Genomic DNA, 19,014 nt, shown 5'->3' on the forward strand with positions numbered 1-19,014 from the left:
AGCCGGGAATCACTGCCTTGACCCACAAGCACGCCTCGGGAGTCTTCATGGAACATCTCAACGATACCAGTCTGTTTCGTCCATTTGCCTATATCGACGGTGGCTGGGTAGCCGCGGATTCCGGCGAGCAGATCGAGGTCGACAATCCTGCCACCGGCGAGATCATCGGCCGCGTGCCTCGGCTGGGTTACGCCGAGACCGAACGCGCCATCGAGGCGGCGCAGCACTCCTTCGCGGACTGGAAGGAGACGCCGGCGCTGGAGCGCGCTGACATCCTGATGAAGTGGTACGCCTTGATGCTGGAGCACAAGGATGACCTGGCGCAGATCATGACGCTGGAGCAGGGCAAGCCCCTCGCCGAAGCCGCCGGTGAAATCCAGTACGCGGCCAGCTTCCTGCGCTGGTTCGCCGAAGAAGGTCAGCGCGTGTATGGCGACACCATTCCGGCCGCCAAGCGTGACCAGCGCATCCTGGTGCTCAAGCAGCCGGTCGGAGTGGTGGGGGCGATCACGCCGTGGAACTTCCCGGCTTCGATGATTACCCGCAAGGCGGGCGCCGCGCTGGCCGCGGGCTGTCCGATCGTGGTCAAGCCGGCCAGCCAGACGCCGTTCTCGGCGCTGGCGCTGGCGGTGCTGGCGGAACGCGCTGGCGTGCCGCGCGGCGTCTTCAACGTCGTGCCGGGCTCGGCCAAGGACATCGCCAAGGCGATGACCGATTCCAGCATCGTGCGCAAGGTGACCTTCACCGGCTCCACGGAAGTCGGGCGAGGCCTGATGGCAAATGCCGCGCAGCACATCCAGAAGATCTCGCTGGAGCTTGGCGGCAACGCACCCTTCCTGGTGTTCGAAGACGCCGATCTCGATGCGGCGGTGGAAGGCGCGATGGCAGCCAAGTTCCGCAATGCCGGCCAGACCTGCGTCTGCACCAATCGCTTCCTGGTGCAGTCCAGCGTGGTCAATGCCTTCAGCGAGAAACTGGCCGCCGCCATGAACGCCGAGCTGACCGTGGGCAATGGCCTGGAAGAGGGCGTCAAGGTCGGTCCGTTGATCGATGGCGATGCCGTCGAGAAGGTCACCGAGCACGTGCAGGATGCCCTCGACAAGGGTGCCGAACTGCTGCTGGGCGGCCATCCGCATCCGCTGGGGGGCAGCTTCTTCACGCCGACCCTGATCTCGCAGGTGACGCCGGAGATGAAGGTCGCCCGTGAGGAAACCTTCGGTCCGTTGGCGGCGATCTTCCCCTTCGAGAGCGAGGAAGAGGCGATCGAGATGGCCAACGACACCGAATTCGGTCTGGCCAGCTATTTCTACAGCAGCGACCTCAAGCGTGTCTGGCGCGTCTCGGAAGGTCTGGACTACGGCATGGTCGGTATCAATACCGGGCTGATCTCCAACGCCGCGGCGCCCTTCGGTGGCACCAAGGCATCGGGGCTGGGTCGTGAAGGCTCCAAGTATGGCCTCGAGGAATACATGGAAACCAAGTATCTGTGTCTCTCACTTGGCTGATGCATCGTCATCGGGTCTACGCTGACGATCCCTGCTTGAGCCTTGCATCCTTGAGCCTTGCCTCCTGGAACTTTGCATCGCTGATTGATGGCCAGCGCTCAATGCAATGATCGGACACGCCATCAGCTGGCAAAAAGCCCGCCCGGGAAACCGGGCGGGCTTTTTCATGCCATGCATTTATTCCACCTGTCTGCGCCGAGTGTGCCTGCAACTGGCCATGGAATTTTCGCTGCTGATGAGAGCGATCTTTCGTTGCTGATGAGAGAACGGCATGCGCGAGAGGCGGGCAAGCTCGCGACAAGAGGCGCATGAGTCATTGGTCGTAGAGATGGAGAGTCTCGGAGATTGATGGCGCTGCACGTGTCAGACCAAAGCGGTATGCCGCGGTCTTTTTCCGCAGATCAGGGCCAAAGACAGGCGTGCTTTGTCGGCATTCTCTTACTTGTGCATATGCTTATTTACGCTACAGTCAAAGAGCGGGACCTGTGGTGATAGTCTTCAAGGATTGAAGACAGGGCGAGTGGCGTGGCGGACGCGACTCGCCCTTTTTTATTGCCGGATCTCTGATCTCGGGTTCGGATCTTGGCTCTCGTGCCGCAATCCTCATGCCGCAACGCTTACTTCTCAACCCTCCCATTTCAGTCCTCACTTCTCGGCTCGCATGTCTCACCCCAGTGGCGAAAGCCCCATGCCCGCCACCAGGCCTTCCAGTGCATGTCGCCCGGCAATCGAGTTGCCGTAGCCGTCCAGGCGTGGTGACCAGACGCAGATGCTCATCTGTCCCGGCAGGATGGCGATGATGCCACCGCCGACGCCACTCTTGCCCGGCAGCCCCACTCGCCAGGCGAAGTCGCCTGCCGCGTCGTAAAGTCCGCAGGTCAGCAACAGCGCATTGAGCTGGCGTGTCTCCAGCGGCGAGACCACTTCCTTGCCATCCAGCGGATTGACGCCGCGATTGGCGAGGAAGGCGAAGCTGCGCGCCAGTTCCACGCAGTTCATCGACACCGAGCAGCTGTGGAAGTAGGTGTCCAGCAGGTCATCCACATCGGAATGCACATTGCCGTAGGCCTGCATCAGGTAGGCGAGCGAGGCATTGCGCGCCTTGTGGTCCATTTCCGAGCGCGCGACCTTTTCATCGAAGCCGATATCGTCGCTGCCGGACAGACGCCTGAGCTGCTCACGCAGGGTGTTCTGGATCGAGACGATGCGCGACACCAGCAGGTCGGTGATCAGCAGGGCACCGGCATTGATGAAGGGATTGCGCGGAATGCCGTTCTCGACCTCCAGCTGCATGATCGAGTTGAAGGCCTGGCCGGAGGGTTCACGACCGACGCGCGACCAGATCTCGTCGCTCTCAAGACGCTGCATCGCCAGTACCAGCGCATGCACCTTGGAGATCGACTGGATCGAGAAGCGAGTATGCGCGCTGCCGGCGTACTGTACACGGCCATCCACATGGCAGACGGCGATGCCGAACTGGTCAGGGTCGACCTGCGCCAGTGCCGGGATATAGTCCGCGACCTTGCCTTCGTTGAAGCAGCGGCTGGCATCATCGGACAGGCGTTCGAGCAGTGTCTGGAGAGCATCGGGGTCGAGTGGCGGCGTCATGGCAACCTTGAAGCAGCGGTGGAGGGAAAAGGGCGCGAAGCTGGCCGGGCTCTCGTGACAACGGCGCCATCGGGCATCAGACCGAGAGTGGCGCGAGGGACCGGCAGGGCATTCTAGCGGATATGACCGCAGCTGGCGCGCTCGATGCCGCTGGCAGGGCGTACCGTCAGGCCGGCTCAATCGCGTGATAGTTGACGCTTATCAGCCAGGTAGTGCAAAGTGATTTCTACATGCAGTTGAGAATCGTTATTATTGGTTCATCAAGGCAGCACGCAGTTGCCTGACCCCATGACATGCGACGCGCTGAGGCTCAGCGTCTCGCTGAGTAGACCGCCCGGAGGGCAGCCAACATGATCAAGACATTGACCTTTGCCAGCATGCACTTCTCCATCGCCTTCGGTGTCACCTACCTGCTGACCGGCGATATCGTGGTCGGTGGCCTGGTCGCCATCGTCGAGCCGGCGGTCAACACCGTCGCCTTCTTCTTCCACGAGAAGGTCTGGAGCCGTGTCACCGCGCGCCGCCAGCAGGCTGCTGAGCAGCAGGCGAATTCGCGAAACGCCATGAGCGGGGCGGCACTGGCGGGCTGAGGCTGCTTGCGCGTGGCAGGGATGCGCCGCAGAATCGAGCGACCTTTTCCCGGAGCTCCCCATGCTGAAGCTTGCCCCTCGCATCGTCCGTGCCTCTCTTCCTGCCCGCGCCCGCCAACGTCCTCTCGTCCAGGGGGCGTTGGCGTTGCTGCTGGGGCTTGCCGGCAGCCTGGCTGGCCTCGAGGCCGTGGCAGCCGACGAAACGCGTGATTATCACTACAGCGACGCCCATCTGCACTTCGTGGACTTCTTCCAGCAGGGTGATGGTCTGGGGGCCTTGCTGGATGCCATGGACGAGGCGCAGGTCGATCACGCCCTGGTCACGGGCATCGGCGTCGCCAAGAAGTGGCAGCAGGACGCACCCAAGAAGCCACGTTACTACATGGGCGATGATGCGCCGGTCTACTGGTATTCCGGTACCGACTACATCCTGGCCGAGGCGCTGACTCGCGCGCCCGAGCCGGTACAGGCGCGTTTCTCGCCGTTCATCACCGGCTTCAACCCCACCGATCTGAACGCTGCCGACGAGATTCGCCAGTTGATGGCGATCTATCCCGGCTTCTGGAAGGGCATCGGGGAGGTCTTCACGCGCCATGACGACCTGACGCGCCTGACCGAAGGCGAGACGCCGCGCGCCAATCATCCGGCCTTGATGAAGGTCTATGCGCTGGCGGCGGAGAAGGGGCTGCCGGTGATGGTGCATTCCAACATCACCAGCAAGCGGGAAGGGCATGAGGGCCTGTATCTCGAGGAATTCGAGAGTGCGGTGCGCGACAATCCGGACACGACCTTCATCTGGGCACACGCCGGGACCAGTGCCGAGCTCAATCGTCGTCTGGGGCGCATGACCTGGCTGCACGGCGAGATCGAGCGCATGCTGGAAACCTATCCCAACCTGAATATCGACCTGTCCTGGTCGGTGCTGGAACCCTACCTGCTGGATGATGAAGGGCAGCCGCGCTCGCGTTGGGTGGCGCTGGTCGAGCGCTTCCCACAGCGCTTCGTGCTCGGCAGTGATGTGGTCGGGCGCTTCGGCTCGGTGGGCGATATCCTCGCCAGCTATACGCCCTTCCTCGATGCGCTGTCGCCACCGGCGGCGCGCAATGTCGCGCGCGACAACTTCCTGCGCTGGGTCGACCTGCCGGTCGAATGACCGCGTTTCTTGTCAGATGCGCATGAAAAAGCCCCCGCCAGCATGTCGCTGGCGGGGGCTTCTGCGTGGGCGCTAGCTTAGGTAGCAGTACAGGTACCCGTGCAGACTAGCGATGTCTGATCAGTGACGGAAGTGACGCATGCCGGTGAAGACCATGGCGATGCCGGCTTCGTTGGCCGCATCGATGACTTCCTGATCGCGCATGGAGCCACCCGGCTGGATGACGGCAGTGATGCCGGCCGCCGCAGCGGCATCGATGCCGTCGCGGAACGGGAAGAAGGCATCGGAGGCCATCACGGAGCCCGGCACTTCCAGACCTTCATCGGCGGCCTTGATGCCGGCGATCTTGGCGGAATAGACGCGGCTCATCTGGCCGGCGCCCACACCGATGGTCTGGCCATCCTTGATGTAGACGATGGCGTTGGACTTGACGAACTTGGCCACTTTCCAGGCGAAGGTCAGGTCGTTGAGTTCCTGCTCGCTCGGTGCACGCTCGGTGACGACCTTGAGCTCGTCACGGCCGACCATGCCCTGGTCGCGGTCCTGGACCAGCAGACCGCCGGTGACACGCTTGAAGTCGTGACCGCCGGTACGCTCGGCCGCCCAGGCATCCGCGACGTCGAGCAGGCGCACATTGGCCTTGGTGGCGACGATGGCCGCCGCCTCTTCACTGATGCCCGGGGCGATGATCACCTCGACGAACTGACGCGAGACGATGGCCTGCGCGGTCTCGGCGTCCAGCGGCACGTTGAAGGCGATGATGCCGCCGAAGGCGCTGGTCGGGTCGGTCTGGAAGGCACGCTCGTAGGCGGCCAGGGCAGACTCGCCGATGGCGACGCCACACGGGTTGGCGTGCTTGACGATGACACAGGCGGTCTCGTCGAAGGCCTTGACGCACTCGAAGGCGGCATCAGTGTCGGCGACGTTGTTGTAGGACAGCGCCTTGCCTTGTACCTGCACGGCCGTGGCGACGCTGGCCTCGGCGGCACCGTCCTCGACGTAGAAGGCCGCCTTCTGGTGCGGGTTCTCGCCGTAACGCATGTCCTGCTTCTTGCTCAGGCTGACGTTGTATTGACGCGGCAGGCCTTCGCAGCCGCCTTCGACACGCTGGCCCAGCCAGTTGGCGATGGCGCCATCGTAGGCGGCGGTGTGCTCGAAGGCGGCCACGGCCAGATCGAAGCGCGCGCCATCGCTGACGGCGTTGTTGTTGGCATCCATCTCGGCGATCACGCGGTCATAATCCGAGGCGTTGACGACGATGGTGGTGTGGGCGTGGTTCTTGGCGCAGGAACGCACCATGGTCGGGCCGCCGATATCGATGTTCTCGATGGCGTCTTCCAGCGAGCAATCCGGGTTGGCCACGGTAGCGGCGAACGGGTACAGATTGACGATGACCATGTCGATGGGGTCGATGCCGTGCTCGGCCATCACCGCATCATCCTGGCCGCGACGGCCGAGAATGCCACCGTGGATCTTGGGGTGCAGGGTCTTGACCCGGCCATCCATCATTTCCGGGAAACCGGTGTGCTCGGACACTTCCGTCACGGCAAGGCCGTTGTCCTTGAGCAGGCGGAAGGTACCGCCAGTGGACAGCAGGGCGACGCCGCGGGCGTCCAGGGCACGAGCGAATTCGACGATTCCGGTCTTGTCGGAAACACTCAGGAGGGCGCGACGGATGGCTTGGGGCTTGGCTTGCATGATGCTCCACTCGTGGATCAACAAAAAGACGCCGGGGCACCTGTCAAGGTGCCCCGGCGGGGTCAGATCAGATCAAACTGCTTGAGCTTCTTGCGCAGTGTGCCTCGGTTGAGGCCCAGCATGTCGGCGGCGCGGGTCTGGTTGCCCTGCGCGTGGGCCATCACCGCCTCCAGCAGCGGCGCCTCGACCTCGGCCATCACCATGGCATGCAGGTCGGTGACCTGCTCGCCATCCAGGTGGGCGAAGTAGCGCGCCATGGAGTGCTCGACCGCCTCGCGCAGGGTCTGATGGTGCCGCACGGGCGTCATCAGGGTGGCCTGGCTTGCGTCGTCGGGTGAAAGAGGGTGCCTGCTGGTCATGCTGCGTGACTTCCTTGCGTCTCGGTGCGGGCGATGCCTTCCGGCTCGCCGAACAGGCGGGTCAGGAACTGGCGCTGTTGTTCCGGCTCCTCGAGGGGATTGAAGTGGCGCTTGAGCTCACTGCCATCCTCCCGCGTCGCCAGATACCAGCCCACATGCTTGCGCGCGATGCGCGTTCCCATGTAGTCACCGTAGAATTCGTACAGGGCCTCGAGGTGGGTGCGCATCACGAGGGCGCGCTCCGCATCGCTCGGGCCACAGGCTACCTGGCCGGTGGCCAGGTAGTGATTGATCTCGCGGAAGATCCAGGGATTGCCCTGGGCCGCACGGCCGATCATCACGGCGTCGGCGCCCGTATAGTCAAGCACATGTCGCGCCTTCTCGCCGCTGTCGATATCGCCATTGGCGAAGACCGGAATCGACACCGCGGCCTTCACGGCGGCGATGGTGTCGTATTCGGCCTCGCCGGTATATTTCTGCTGGCGAGTGCGACCATGCACGGACAGCGCCTGGATGCCGGCGTTCTCGGCCATGCGCGCGATGGCGATGGCGTTGCGCGTCTCTTCGCACCAGCCGGTGCGCATCTTGAGCGTGACCGGCACGTCCACGGCGCGCACTACGGCATCGAGAATCTCGCCGACGAGCTTCTCGTCGCGCATCAGGGCAGAGCCGGCGGCCTTGTTGCAGACCTTCTTGGCCGGGCAGCCCATGTTGATGTCGATGATCTCGGCACCCATCTCGGCGTTGAGCGCCGCGGCCTCGGCCAGCATGGCGGCATCACCGCCGGCGATCTGCACGGCACGCGGGCCGGGTTCGCCGGCATGGTTCATGCGCGTGCGGGACTTGACGGTATTCCACAGCCGCTTGTCACTGGTCACCATCTCCGATACCACCAGCCCGGCGCCCAGCTCACGACATTGCTGTCGGAACGGGCGATCGGTGACGCCGGCCATCGGGGCCAGAATCACGCGATTGGGAAGCTGATGTACGCCGATGCGGGGCAGGTCGGCGGGAAGCGGGGTATCGGTCATGGGTCTCGTGTCATGCGAGTGGTGTCAGGCGCGCGAGCCGCTGTCGTGTCAGGGATTCGCGGGGGCGTCATGATACCTAGAGCGCCGCAGGGTTTGAAGGGCTATTTCATCCACAATGCGTCGCGGATGCGTTCTCCCTGCGCGGCTGCGGCGCTCATGGCATGGCTCATGGCGTGGCTCAGCCCATCAGTGGACGCTGACCATTGAGGCGTACCCAGCCATCGCGCTCGGTGGGCTCTTCCATGATCAGGCCGGCTTCACGATAGGCATCGAGCACCTCTCCCGCCTGGGGCGCGAGAATGCCGGAGAGCGCCAGCAGGCCACCCGGGGCGACGCTGCCCGCGATCTGCGGGGCCAGTTCGACCAGCGGGCCGGCCAGGATGTTGGCGACCACGATCTGATAGCCCGCGTCCGGCAGGCGGTCCGGGTAGCACAGGGTCAGCTGGTCGCTGACGTCATTGCGCTGGGCGTTCTCCCGCGAGGCCTGCAGCGCCTGCGGGTCGATATCGGTGCCCAGCGCATCCACTGCGCCGAGCTTGAGCGCGGCGATGGCGAGAATGCCGGAGCCGCAACCGAAGTCGAGCACGCTGTACTGGGCGAGCTTGCCATCGACGGCCAGCCCATCGAGCCATTCCAGGCACAGGGCGGTGGTCGGGTGGGTGCCGGTGCCGAAGGCCAAGCCGGGGTCGAGCATCAGGTTGACGGCGTCCTGCTCCGGCGCATCGTGCCAGCTGGGCACGATCCACAGGCGCTGGCCCATCTTGAGCGGCTCGAAACCGTCCATCCATTCACGGGCCCAGTCACGGTCCTCGAGGATCTCGACCTCGATCTCCGGGCAGGGCTCATCGGGAATCAGCGCCGCCCAGCCGGCCTTGACCCGCTCGCGCATGGCCTCGATGCCTTCGGTGCCATCCCACAGGCCAGTGAGGACAGTCTCGCTCCACAGCGGCGTGCTGCCGAGGTCCGGTTCGAACAGCGGTTGGTCTTCGGCATCCTGCAGCGTGATGGCGCAGGCGCCTTCTTCCATCAGCAGATGCTCGAGAATCTCGGCGTGGTCGGGGGCGATACGCGCCTTGAGTTGCAGCCAGGACATGGTGACTCCTGTCGATGGGCGATAAGAAAGGGGAGGAGGGCACAGACGACAGAAGGGCAGCCGAGGCCACCCTTCTGTCGTGCGTCTATCGGCAACCACGTCACCGATCTCAAGCGGGGCGTCTTACAGGCCCAGCTTCTTCTCCAGATAATGGATGTTGACGCCACCTTCCTGGAAGCCGGCATCACGCACCAGATCCTTCTGCAGGTCAGTGTTGGTCTTGATACCTTCCACCAGCAGCTCGTCGAGGGCATTGCGCATGCGCGTCAGTGCGATCTCGCGGCTCTCGCCCCAGGTGATCAGCTTGCCGATCAGGGAGTCGTAGTGCGGCGGAACGGTGTAGCCGGAGTACAGGTGCGAGTCCATGCGCACGCCCAGACCGCCCGGCGCGTGATAGAGCTCGACCTTGCCCGGAGACGGCATGAAGGTGCGCGAATCCTCGGCATTGATGCGGCACTCGAAGGCGTGACCGCGCAGCTCGATATCTTCCTGCTTCACGGACAGCGGCAGGCCGGAGGCGATGCGCAGCTGTTCCTTGACGATATCGATGCCAGTGACCATTTCGGTCACCGGGTGCTCGACCTGAACACGAGTGTTCATCTCGATGAAGTAGAAGCCGCCGTTCTCGTACAGGAACTCGAAGGTGCCGGCGCCACGGTAGCCGATCTCGATGCAGGCATCGGTGCACGACTTGAGTACCTTGGCACGCGCTTCTTCGTCCAGCTGCGGCGCCGGTGCTTCTTCCAGCACCTTCTGGTGACGACGCTGCAGGGAGCAGTCGCGGTCATACAGATGGATGGCGTTGCCCTGGCCATCGGCCAGTACCTGGACTTCGACGTGACGCGGGTTCTGGAGGAATTTCTCCATGTACACCGTGCCGTCGCCGAAGGCCGCGGCCGCTTCACCTTGGGTGATGCTCACCGAGGACAGCAGGCTGGCCTTGGAGTGCACCACGCGCATGCCGCGACCACCACCGCCAGCGGCGGCCTTGATGATCACCGGATAGCCGATGCGCTCGGCGATGGCGTACATCTCGTCTTCGTCTTCCGGCACCGGGCCGTCGGAACCCGGCACGGTCGGAACGCCGGCCAGCTTCATCGCCTCGATGGCCGCGACCTTGTCACCCATCATGCGGATGGTGTCAGCGCGCGGGCCGATGAAGGCGAAGCCGGAACGTTCGACCTGTTCGGCGAAGTTGGCATTTTCCGACAGGAAGCCGTAGCCCGGGTGGATGGCGTCGGCGTCCGTCACCTCGGCGGCTGCGATCAGCGCCGGGATGTGGAGATAGGATTTGGCAGAGGAGGCCGGGCCGATGCACACAGCTTCATCCGCCAGGCGGACGTGCATCAGGTCGCGGTCGGCCTTGGAGTGCACCGCTACCGTCTTGATGCCCAGTTCCTTGCAGGCGCGAAGGATGCGAAGGGCGATCTCGCCGCGGTTGGCAATCAGTACCTTGTCGAGCATGGTGACGTGTCCGTTGGGATCAGGAAATGACGATCATGGGCTGGTCGAATTCAACCGGCTCGCCGTCTTCGATCAGAATGGCTTCGACGACGCCATCCTTGTCGGCTTCGATCTGGTTCATCATCTTCATGGCTTCGACGATGCAGACGGTATCACCTTTCTTGACGCTCTGGCCGACTTCGATGAAGGCCTTGGAGCCCGGCGCCGGAGAACGGTAGAAGGAGCCGACCATCGGGGAATTGATGGTGTGGCCCTGCGGCGCAGCCGGTGCTGCCGGAGCGGCCGGTGCTTCAGCGGCGCCAGCGGCTGCCGGAGCGGCCTGCTGCATCGGCTGCTGCTGCATCATCATCGGGGCCTGCATCATCGGCTGCTGGGCGAAGCCCTGCGGATGGCGGCTGATGCGAACGGACTCTTCGCCTTCCTGGATCTCGATTTCGCTGATGTTGGACTCTTCGAGCAGCTCGATCAGCTTCTTGACCTTGCGGATATCCATGAAATTAATCCCGATGTAAATGTGGCTGGAAATGGGGGTGTGCAGCCGTGATAGCGGCGGCTGCGGGCGACAGCCCCGACGGCTGTCCCGACCATGGCGATGGCCGGTGAATCCTGGTATCAGGCAGTGATGAGGCCTGATGGCGGTGCGTGAACACCGCTCTGGACGTGCCCTTACTGCGCGAGATCGTCCAGGGCGGCGTCAAGCGCCATGTCATAGCTTCGAGCGCCAAAGCCCATGATCACGCCGCGTGCCACATCGGAAAGATACGAATGGTGGCGGAACGGCTCGCGGGCATGGGTGTTGGAAAGGTGCAGCTCGATGAACGGGAGTGCGACGCCGAGTAGCGCATCGCGCAGCGCAACGCTGGTATGGGTAAAGGCCGCCGGATTGATCAGGATGATGGCGGTGCCATCTTCACGGGCAAGGTGGATACGCTCGATCAGCACATGCTCGGCATTGGACTGCAGCCAGTCCAGCTGATGGCCGGCCGCGCTGGCGCGCTGGACCAGACGCTGGTGGATATCCTCCAGCGTGGTGGTGCCATACACCTCGGGTTCACGGGTCCCCAGAAGATTGAGATTGGGGCCGTTGAGTACCAGGATGCGCGCCATGAAAGTCCCTTGTGTCAGCCGTGCTCGAGCACCAGGCTCATTGAGCTGTTAACCCATGAAGAAAATGCAAAGATACCGTCACTATCCACGACGTTTACCTATTGAGCGTAGGCTGTTGCCGTAGTGACGCGGATTCTGCCGAAATTCTCGAACGCTGTCCAGTTTGGCACTGAACCGAAGATTTTGCCGCATTCTTCGTCCTCGCGTGCGTCTCGGCAGCAACTGCCCCGCGCCGGGCCTGTGGCAGACACGCCGCTCAGTTCGCGCGCTGTGACGTGCCGCGCAGCTGATCCAGCACCGCTGTCAGGTGCTGGCCGAGCTGACTGGCGTTGACCTCCCCCTGAATGCGCGCCGCCGTGAGCTCGCGTTCATCGGCGAAGAACAGCAGGCTAGGAGGGCCGAACAGGCCGAATTGCTTGAGCAGCGCCTGGGTCGCGGCCCCGGTACTGGTGACGTCGGCGCGAATCAGGTGGAACTGGCGCAACTGGCTGGCGACTTTGGGGAAGACCTCGCGCTCCATCACCTTGCAGGAGATGCACCAGTCGGCGTAGTAGTCGACGAACACCGGCTGGCCGCGGCTGGCGGCCAGTGCCAGTTCTCGCTCGAGCTCGTTCATGTCGCTGACGGTGGTGAAGTCCAGTGACGTCTCGGCGGCCTGCCCGGATGATGTGCCGCTAGTGAAGGGGGCCAGCGGGCGCAGCGGGTCGCTTGCGCCGCCTGCCACGCCCAGCAGGCTGATCATGCCCCAGCCCAGCGCGACCAGTCCCAGTGCCTGACGGGCACGCGCCCAGCCTCGGGTCTGTGTGCTGAGCGCCCCCAGCGCCACGCCGGTGCCGATGGCCAGAATGGCCCAGCCCAGCACTGCCAGCGAGGCCGGCAGCAAGCGCTCCACCAGCCACAGCGCCACCCCCAGCAGCAGGATGCCGAAGGCCTGCTTGATGCCCTCCATCCAGCCGCCGGCCCTGGGCAGCAGGCTGGCGCCGAAGGTGCCGACCAGAATCAACGGCACGCCCATGCCCAGCCCCAGCGCGAAGAGTGCCAGCCCGCCGGTCAGGGCATCGCCACTGGCGGAAAGATAGACCAGCGCACCGGCCAGAGGTGCCGAGACGCAGGGCGATACCACGAGTACCGATAACGCGCCCGCCAGCGCCAGTCCGCCGGGGCCGGCGTTCATCAGGCGCCCTTGCAGCGCGTCGAGCCGTGAGTGCATGCCGCTTGGCAGGCGTAGATTGAAGGCGCCGAACATGGCCAGCGCGAACAGCACGAACAACGCAGCGAAGGGAATCAGTACGGCCGGCGCCTGTAGATGCGCCTGCAGGTTGAGCCCCGCCCCGAACAGTCCCATCAGTGTGCCAGCCGCGGCGTAGGTCAGGGCCATGCCCAGGGCGTAGCTCGTGGAGAGCAGCAAGGCGCGCGGGCGGCTGGGGCGCTGACCGACGATGATCGAACTCAGGATCGGAATCATCGGCAGCACGCAGGGCGTGAAGGTCAGGCCGAGGCCGGCGAGAAAGAATAGCCCCAGAGTCGTCAGCAGGCTGGCATCCGCGAACAGTGCGCTGAAGCCGGAATCGGTGCCGCTGATCGGGGCTGTTGTAGTGCGACTTTCCGTCGACGCCGTCGTATCGCTCGGCTGGCTGGCGGACGGCATCAGCTGCGCGAAGGGGGCAGGGGCACTCTGCTCACCGGCCTGTAGCGTGACGGTCTCCGGCGGATAGCAGAGCCCGGCATCGGCACAGCCCTGGAAGGTGATGGAGAGCGGGATCGGGCCGCTGGCCGGTGTGTCGTCATGCACTGCCTTGCCAGAGGAGGCGCTGGTCAGTGGGATACGAATGACCAGCGCATCGTGGAAGACATGCACCTCGCCCATGTAGGGGTCGTTCTTCAGCTCTCCCGGCGGCAGGACGGCGTCGCCCAGCACGACCTGGTCGCTGGTGGTCGAGAAGCTGAACTGATGGCGATAGAGGTAATAGCCTTCGGCACTGGTGAAGCCGACATACAGGGTGTCGCCCTCGCGCCAGCTGCGCGGCTTGAAGGCTTCATTGACCGGCAGGAAATCGCCCTGATTGCCGCCGCCGAACAGGCTGGACGTCGCACTGCTGGAGCCGCTGCCGGCGTTTGAACTTGAGCCTGAGCCTGAGTCTGAGCTGAACAGGCCGGCATTGGCGGGCAGCGCCGTCATTGCCTGCGCGACCACCAGAGCGATTGCCAGCAGGGTTGCCAGCAATGCAGGGCCCAGCAGGCGTGAGAACGCGGAGGGGCGTGCGCGGCCCGTTGGCAGCGCCATGCTGACTTTCAAGAACGAACGAAGCACGGAAGCATCCTTATACAGTGCCGAAAGAACATCCTGCAGGCCTCAAGGCACCGCAGTCTCGCGCCGCCATCATCCTGCTCGGGGGCGAGCGCTGGATCGAGAGCAGGCCCATCATCGCCGCGCACGACTTGCACGCGGATGAATGTGCCACCATGTAGCAGACATCCGCTCGTGTGAGGGTGTGTGAGGACATATCGGGCTCGAGTGGTGAAGCCGCCTGCGCGGGCGGCAGTCTGGCCCTCGGCTCGTACCGCGACTCAGCCCGCGGCTCGGTCCTCGGCTCGGTCCACGACCAGGCCCGCAATCCGGAGCGCATCGCACCTTGTCACAGAACCGGCACTTCACCGAGTGCGACTGGCACGTGCAGGGGCGCATGATAGGATAGGACGTACGTCATGAGTAGCGGCGCTGGATGCATCGGCGCGGCTCACATCCGTTCAGGCAGGTCTGACTCGTCTCTCACACGGCTTTTTCTACAAGGCTTCATACAAGGAAGAACGCATGGCCCTATTCGGTAAAGGCAGCAAGCGCGGCGCCAATCGCGATGTGCTGGAAACGCCTCAGTATGGCTGGATCTGGAAACCACTGATCGGGCTGTTCGTCATTTACCTGCTGGTCTGCGTTGGCCTTGGTATCTACTGGAGCAGTGAACCGGACGAGTTCAACATCGATCAGGCCACGCGCACCGAACTGGCTCGCGTGCACGGGCTGGCCGCACCGGTGGCCAAGGTCGAGGGCGAAGAGCCGGCACCGGCATTCGAGACACTGCCGACAGGCACCGCGACCGTCGCCACCCTGATGAAACTCAATGACACCCTGCTGCACAAGCCGGGTGGCTATCTCAAGAATGATGTGGCGCCGCCGGGGCTGATGCTCGACAACATGCCCAACTGGGAATATGGCGTGCTGGTACAGGTGCGCGACATGACGCGTGAGCTGCGCAAGGAATTCAGCCGTTCGCAGTCCCAGTCCAGCGATGACAAGGCACTGGGCAAGGCCGAATCCCTGCTGTTCATCGATGCCAATGCCTGGATGCTGCCGGAAGCCGAGCATGAATATGCCGACGCCAACCGTGAGCTGGGCGACTACCTCAAGCGTCTGAGCGATGACACCCAGAACAACGGCCAGTTCTACGCGCGTGCGGACAACCTGGTGGCCTGGCTGTCCGATGTCGAGAATCGCCTCGGTTCCCTGTCCCAGCGCCTGTCGGCCAGTGTCGGCAAGTCGCAGCTCAACCTGAGCCTGGCCGGCGACAAGAGCGCCACCTCGGCCAAGAGCACCCAGACGGAAGAAGAGATCAAGACGCCGTGGCTCGAGATCGACGACGTCTTCTATCAGGCACGCGGCACCTCCTGGGCGCTGATCCATCTGCTCAAGGCAGTGCGTCATGACTTCCAGGGCGTACTGGAAGACAAGAACGCGCTGACCTCCATCGACCAGATCATCCGTGAGCTGGAAGCGACCCAGACCGATATCGGCAGCCCGATCATTCTCAATGGCTCCGGCTTTGGCTTCTTCGCCAACCATTCGCTGGTGATGGCCAACTACGTCGCGCGTGCCAACTCCGCGATCAGTGACCTGCGCAGCCTGCTCGAGAAGGGCTGATCCCGTGACGCCCGATGTCGCCTGAGGGTTCTCCTCACCGGTGTCGGGCGTGAGCCGGAAACGAAAAAGCCCCCGTCAATGACGGGGGCTTTTTTGCATCGTGATGCCTGAATCGCGCATCACCTCAGAAGGACTCAGTCCTTCTGGTAGGCAGCGGCTGCCTTCTCGATCGCGGCACGGGCGGCATCAGCACCGTCCCAGGAATCGATCTTGACCCACTTGCCTTTCTCGAGATCCTTGTAGTTCTCGAAGAAGTGCGCGATCTGCTGACGCAGCAGTTCCGGCAGATCAGTGACTTCCTGGACGTCGTCGTACAGGGAGGTCAGCTTCTGGTGCGGGACGCAGACCAGCTTGGCGTCTTCACCGGCTTCGTCGCTCATGTTGAGCACGCCGACCGGACGCGCACGGATGACGCTGCCCGGTGCGACCGGATACGGGGTCACGACCAGCGCGTCGAGGGCATCGCCATCGTCGGCCAGGGTGTTCGGGATGTAGCCGTAGTTGGCCGGGTAGAACATCGGGGTGGCCATGAAACGATCCACCATGAGCGCATCGATGTCCTTGTCGATCTCGTACTTGATCGGCGCGTGATTGGCCGGAATCTCGATCGCTACGTAGACGTCGTTCGGCAATTCCTTGCCAGCGGGGATCTTGTCGAAACTCATTGTCGAGTCCTTGGGTTTGCGGGTTGAAGGCCTGCGGGTCAAAATTCCGCTGAATTATACGAACTGGCAGACCGTTTTGCCATTATGCCACGCTCGATCGCCTTGCGTTGCACCAACGAGTGGTGGCACTGCAGGTTGACTCGGGTAACACTTGGGGCCGTCCAGCGCGGCGCAGCGGCGATTGCGTGTTTCAGCGTCGGGCTGGCGCAGCGTCACCACCGCATGCATGAAACGTAACGGCAGGATCGAGACGCAAGGAGACCGCCTTGGCGGATGCAGAGCTTTCACTCAGTTACGGTCAGGCCTTCGTGGCTCCCGACCGCAAGCGTCATCGCAGCTCGATGTCGCTGGAGATACCGCTGGAGCGCGGCCCGTTGGCGGCCAAGGGCGGCTGTGCGCTGATCGCCGACACCACCAGCAAGAACGCGATTGCCAAGCAGGCCGGCGACCTTGCCGTGCGTGGCTTTCTGGCCGATTACTTCGCCACGCCCGACAACTGGAGCGTCAAGTATTCCGCGACCCGCGTGCTGCGGGCGCTGAACAGCTGGTGTTACAGCCAGAGCCGCTTCGTGCGGGGCGGCAGTTACGTGACCTCGATTTCCGCCGTCGTCTTCCGGGGCCAGTCGGCGCATCTGTTCCATGCCGGCGACACGGTGGTCTTCCGGCTGCGTGGCGGCGAGTTCGAGCAGATCTCGCGCGACCATGTCACCGATCTCGGCGGCTATCGATATCCGTCGCGGGCGCTGGGCATGGATGTCAGCCTCGACATCGACTACATCGAGCTGCCGCTCAAGCAGGGCGATATCTTCCTGTTCACCACCCAGGCGGTGCGCGGCACCCTGCTGCCTTCCGATTTCGTGTCACTGATTCGCGATGACGTCTCGGATCTCGATGCTGCCAGTGAACGCCTGGCGCATGCCGCGGCGGATCGCGCCGATGAGCGCGGCTACACGGCCGATCAGTTCTGCTTCCAGCTGGTGCGCATCGATCGCCTGGCGACTGCTTCTGACGATACGCCGGGGCGCGTCTATGGCGACCTGCCGGTACCGCGTGAGCTGGAGCCGGGCGACCGCATCGATGGCCTGGAAGTGATGGAGGTCATGTCACGCAGCGCGCGGGTACGCGTCTACAAGGTGCGTGACCTCAAGAGCCGACGCGTGATGGTGATGAAGGCGCCCAGCCCGGAGCTGTCGCTCAAGAATGCCTATCTCGAGCACTTCCTGCTACAGCAGTGGGTGGTGGACCGCGTCAGCTCGCCCTTCGTGGTCAAGGTGGTGGAGCCGTCACGCCCGCGTGATCATCTCTACTATCTGCTCGAGCATCTGGAGGCGCAGACACTGACCGAATGGGCACGCATGCACCCGCAGGCCAATCTCGAGCAGCGTCTCGACATCGCGCGTCAGCTCGGCAAGGCCGTGCATGCCCTCAATCGTCGTGAGGTGCTGCACCAGCTGATTCACCCCGACAACGTGATGATCGACCGTCATGGCAAGGTGGTGCTGGTCGATTTCGGCGCCTGCCATCTGCGTGAGGGGGATGGCCATGAGAGCGCCGGTCCGTTGGCGCGTCAGGTCGGCCTCACCGAACACAGCGCGCCGGAATATGCCCTTGGCGCCGATGTCAGTCGGCGCAGCGATCAATACGGCCTGGCCTCGGTGATCTACTGGCTGCTGACCGGCATGCAGCCCTACGCCCAGTCGATGGAGCAGCTGCGCACCCACACCGACCTCGAGCTGTTGGAGTATCAGCCAGCCCGCATGCGCAATCCCCAGGTGCCACAGATCCTGGACGACGCCCTCAGGCGCGCCCTGGACCCGCAACGCACCCTGCGCTATCGCCGCCTGTCTGAGCTGCTCTACGCGCTGCGCCTGCCGCAGCAGGACCCCGGCAAGGCGCTGACGCCCTCAGAGGCGATACGTGAACCGGCCAATTTCTGGCAGGGCGTCGCCGGCATCCTGCTGTTGCTGCTGGTGCTGTCCTGGCTGCTGAAATGAGTGCAGAGCCTGATGGGGCTCAAGGCCATGGTGGGAGGAAGAGGTGTATGGGACAGACCGCGATCGTGATCGGGGCGACCGGCGTGGTCGGGCGCGAGGTGGTGGCTGAACTCATCGCCTGCGAGGCCATCGCCCGAGTCGTCACGCTGACGCGCCGGCCGGCGCCTGGCGACTCTGACAAGGTCGAGAACCATGTGGTCGACTTCGCGCGGCTGGAAGACTGGGCCGATTGTTTCCAGGCAGACCTGCTGTTCTCGTGCCTGGGCACCACGCTCAAGCAGGCGGGGTCGCTCGAGGCCCAGCGGCGTGTCGACATCGATCATCAACTGAGTGCCGCCCGGCTGGCGGCCGCCCAGGGAGTGACGCACTACCTGCTGGCCTCCTCTAGCGGCGCCAATCACGCGAGCCGCAATGGCTATCTCAGGATGAAGGGCGAGCTGGAAATGGCCATCAAGGCGTTGCCCTTTGCGCGTATCAGTGTCTTCCAGCCGTCATTGCTGGTGGGGGAGCGCAGCGAGTTCCGCCTGGGCGAGACGCTGGGTCGCTATCTGTTGCCGGTGCTCACCCGCTTGCCGGGCCTGCAGTGCTATCGACCGATCCGTGGCGCTCAGGTGGCGGCGCGTATGGTCGAGGTCAGCCAGCGTCAGCAGCAGGCGCATGCGGTGTACCGGCTGGAGGAGGTGTTTCCCCGTCCCCCCGAATGACAACTGCCAGCCATCAAAAAGCCCCGCACAGTCGCCTGTGCGGGGCTTTTTTTACACTCGCTTCACTGTCACCGACCGGCTCTGTCAGCGACCGGTACTGTCAGCGACCGGCCGTATCAGCGACGGA

General features: G+C 63.8%; 16 protein-coding genes. 6 read left to right on the forward strand and 10 right to left on the reverse strand.

Translation table 11 applies throughout. The features are described 5' to 3' along the window. The first annotated feature begins 47 nt into the window (after window positions 1-47). The gene (locus H2O77_RS04005) at window positions 48-1,505 is read left to right on the forward strand and encodes an NAD-dependent succinate-semialdehyde dehydrogenase (RefSeq protein WP_043332412.1); all 1,458 of its coding nucleotides are present in this window, start codon (window positions 48-50) and stop codon (window positions 1,503-1,505) included. Between the two features lie 666 nt (window positions 1,506-2,171). Here H2O77_RS04005 and glsB read toward each other — a convergent pair. Further along, window positions 2,172-3,113, reverse strand: a complete 942-nt coding sequence (glsB, locus tag H2O77_RS04010) for a glutaminase B (RefSeq protein ID WP_054555045.1) — start codon at window positions 3,111-3,113, stop codon at window positions 2,172-2,174. 350 nt (window positions 3,114-3,463) lie between these two features. Between glsB and H2O77_RS04015 the strand changes: the two genes are divergently transcribed. After that, on the forward strand, window positions 3,464-3,703 hold the full coding sequence (locus tag H2O77_RS04015; RefSeq protein WP_215823962.1) for a DUF2061 domain-containing protein: 240 nt from the start codon (window positions 3,464-3,466) through the stop codon (window positions 3,701-3,703). Window positions 3,704-3,764: 61 nt separating this feature from the next. Continuing rightward, on the forward strand, window positions 3,765-4,856 hold the full coding sequence (locus H2O77_RS04020) for an amidohydrolase family protein (protein ID WP_215823963.1): 1,092 nt from the start codon (window positions 3,765-3,767) through the stop codon (window positions 4,854-4,856). 120 nt (window positions 4,857-4,976) lie between these two features. On the opposite strand, the gene purH is transcribed toward H2O77_RS04020, so the two are convergent. From purH to dsbD, 8 genes are all read right to left on the reverse strand, one after another. Beyond that, window positions 4,977-6,554, reverse strand: a complete 1,578-nt coding sequence (purH, locus tag H2O77_RS04025; RefSeq protein WP_215823964.1) for a bifunctional phosphoribosylaminoimidazolecarboxamide formyltransferase/IMP cyclohydrolase — start codon at window positions 6,552-6,554, stop codon at window positions 4,977-4,979. Window positions 6,555-6,616: 62 nt separating this feature from the next. Beyond that, window positions 6,617-6,862 (reverse strand): DNA-binding transcriptional regulator Fis, encoded by a 246-nt coding sequence (gene fis / locus H2O77_RS04030; protein WP_225348107.1) that lies wholly within the window; start codon window positions 6,860-6,862, stop codon window positions 6,617-6,619. 47 nt (window positions 6,863-6,909) lie between these two features. Beyond that, entirely contained in the window at window positions 6,910-7,944 is a 1,035-nt protein-coding gene (gene dusB / locus H2O77_RS04035; protein WP_215823965.1) for a tRNA dihydrouridine synthase DusB, read from the reverse strand. 178 nt (window positions 7,945-8,122) lie between these two features. Beyond that, entirely contained in the window at window positions 8,123-9,037 is a 915-nt protein-coding gene (gene prmA / locus H2O77_RS04040) for a 50S ribosomal protein L11 methyltransferase (protein WP_215823966.1), read from the reverse strand. Between the two features lie 123 nt (window positions 9,038-9,160). Next, window positions 9,161-10,501, reverse strand: coding sequence for an acetyl-CoA carboxylase biotin carboxylase subunit (gene accC, locus H2O77_RS04045; RefSeq protein ID WP_043331987.1), 1,341 nt, complete (start codon window positions 10,499-10,501; stop codon window positions 9,161-9,163). A gap of 19 nt (window positions 10,502-10,520) precedes the next feature. Next, window positions 10,521-10,994: an acetyl-CoA carboxylase biotin carboxyl carrier protein gene (accB, locus tag H2O77_RS04050; protein ID WP_043331985.1), complete on the reverse strand. Its 474-nt coding sequence runs from the start codon at window positions 10,992-10,994 to the stop codon at window positions 10,521-10,523. Window positions 10,995-11,167: 173 nt separating this feature from the next. Further along, a complete protein-coding gene (aroQ, locus tag H2O77_RS04055) occupies window positions 11,168-11,608 on the reverse strand; it encodes a type II 3-dehydroquinate dehydratase (protein WP_043331983.1) in 441 nt (146 codons plus the stop codon). 256 nt (window positions 11,609-11,864) lie between these two features. Further along, complete coding sequence (dsbD, locus tag H2O77_RS04060; protein ID WP_240548706.1) at window positions 11,865-13,892, reverse strand: protein-disulfide reductase DsbD; 2,028 nt, start codon at window positions 13,890-13,892, stop codon at window positions 11,865-11,867. Between the two features lie 528 nt (window positions 13,893-14,420). On the opposite strand from dsbD, the gene H2O77_RS04065 reads away from it, so the two are divergent. After that, complete coding sequence (locus H2O77_RS04065; protein WP_043331981.1) at window positions 14,421-15,524, forward strand: DUF2333 family protein; 1,104 nt, start codon at window positions 14,421-14,423, stop codon at window positions 15,522-15,524. Window positions 15,525-15,658: 134 nt separating this feature from the next. Here the strand turns inward: H2O77_RS04065 and ppa are convergent, their stop codons facing one another. Further along, entirely contained in the window at window positions 15,659-16,189 is a 531-nt protein-coding gene (gene ppa, locus H2O77_RS04070) for an inorganic diphosphatase (protein ID WP_043331979.1), read from the reverse strand. A 266-nt stretch (window positions 16,190-16,455) separates the two neighbouring features. Between ppa and H2O77_RS04075 the strand changes: the two genes are divergently transcribed. Next, window positions 16,456-18,183, forward strand: a complete 1,728-nt coding sequence (locus tag H2O77_RS04075) for a bifunctional protein-serine/threonine kinase/phosphatase (protein WP_043331977.1) — start codon at window positions 16,456-16,458, stop codon at window positions 18,181-18,183. A gap of 47 nt (window positions 18,184-18,230) precedes the next feature. Beyond that, on the forward strand, window positions 18,231-18,887 hold the full coding sequence (locus tag H2O77_RS04080; protein ID WP_215823967.1) for an NAD-dependent epimerase/dehydratase family protein: 657 nt from the start codon (window positions 18,231-18,233) through the stop codon (window positions 18,885-18,887). The last annotated feature ends 127 nt before the right edge of the window (window positions 18,888-19,014 follow it).

Source organism: Cobetia sp. 4B (assembly GCF_018831605.1).
GTDB lineage: Bacteria > Pseudomonadota > Gammaproteobacteria > Pseudomonadales > Halomonadaceae > Cobetia > Cobetia amphilecti.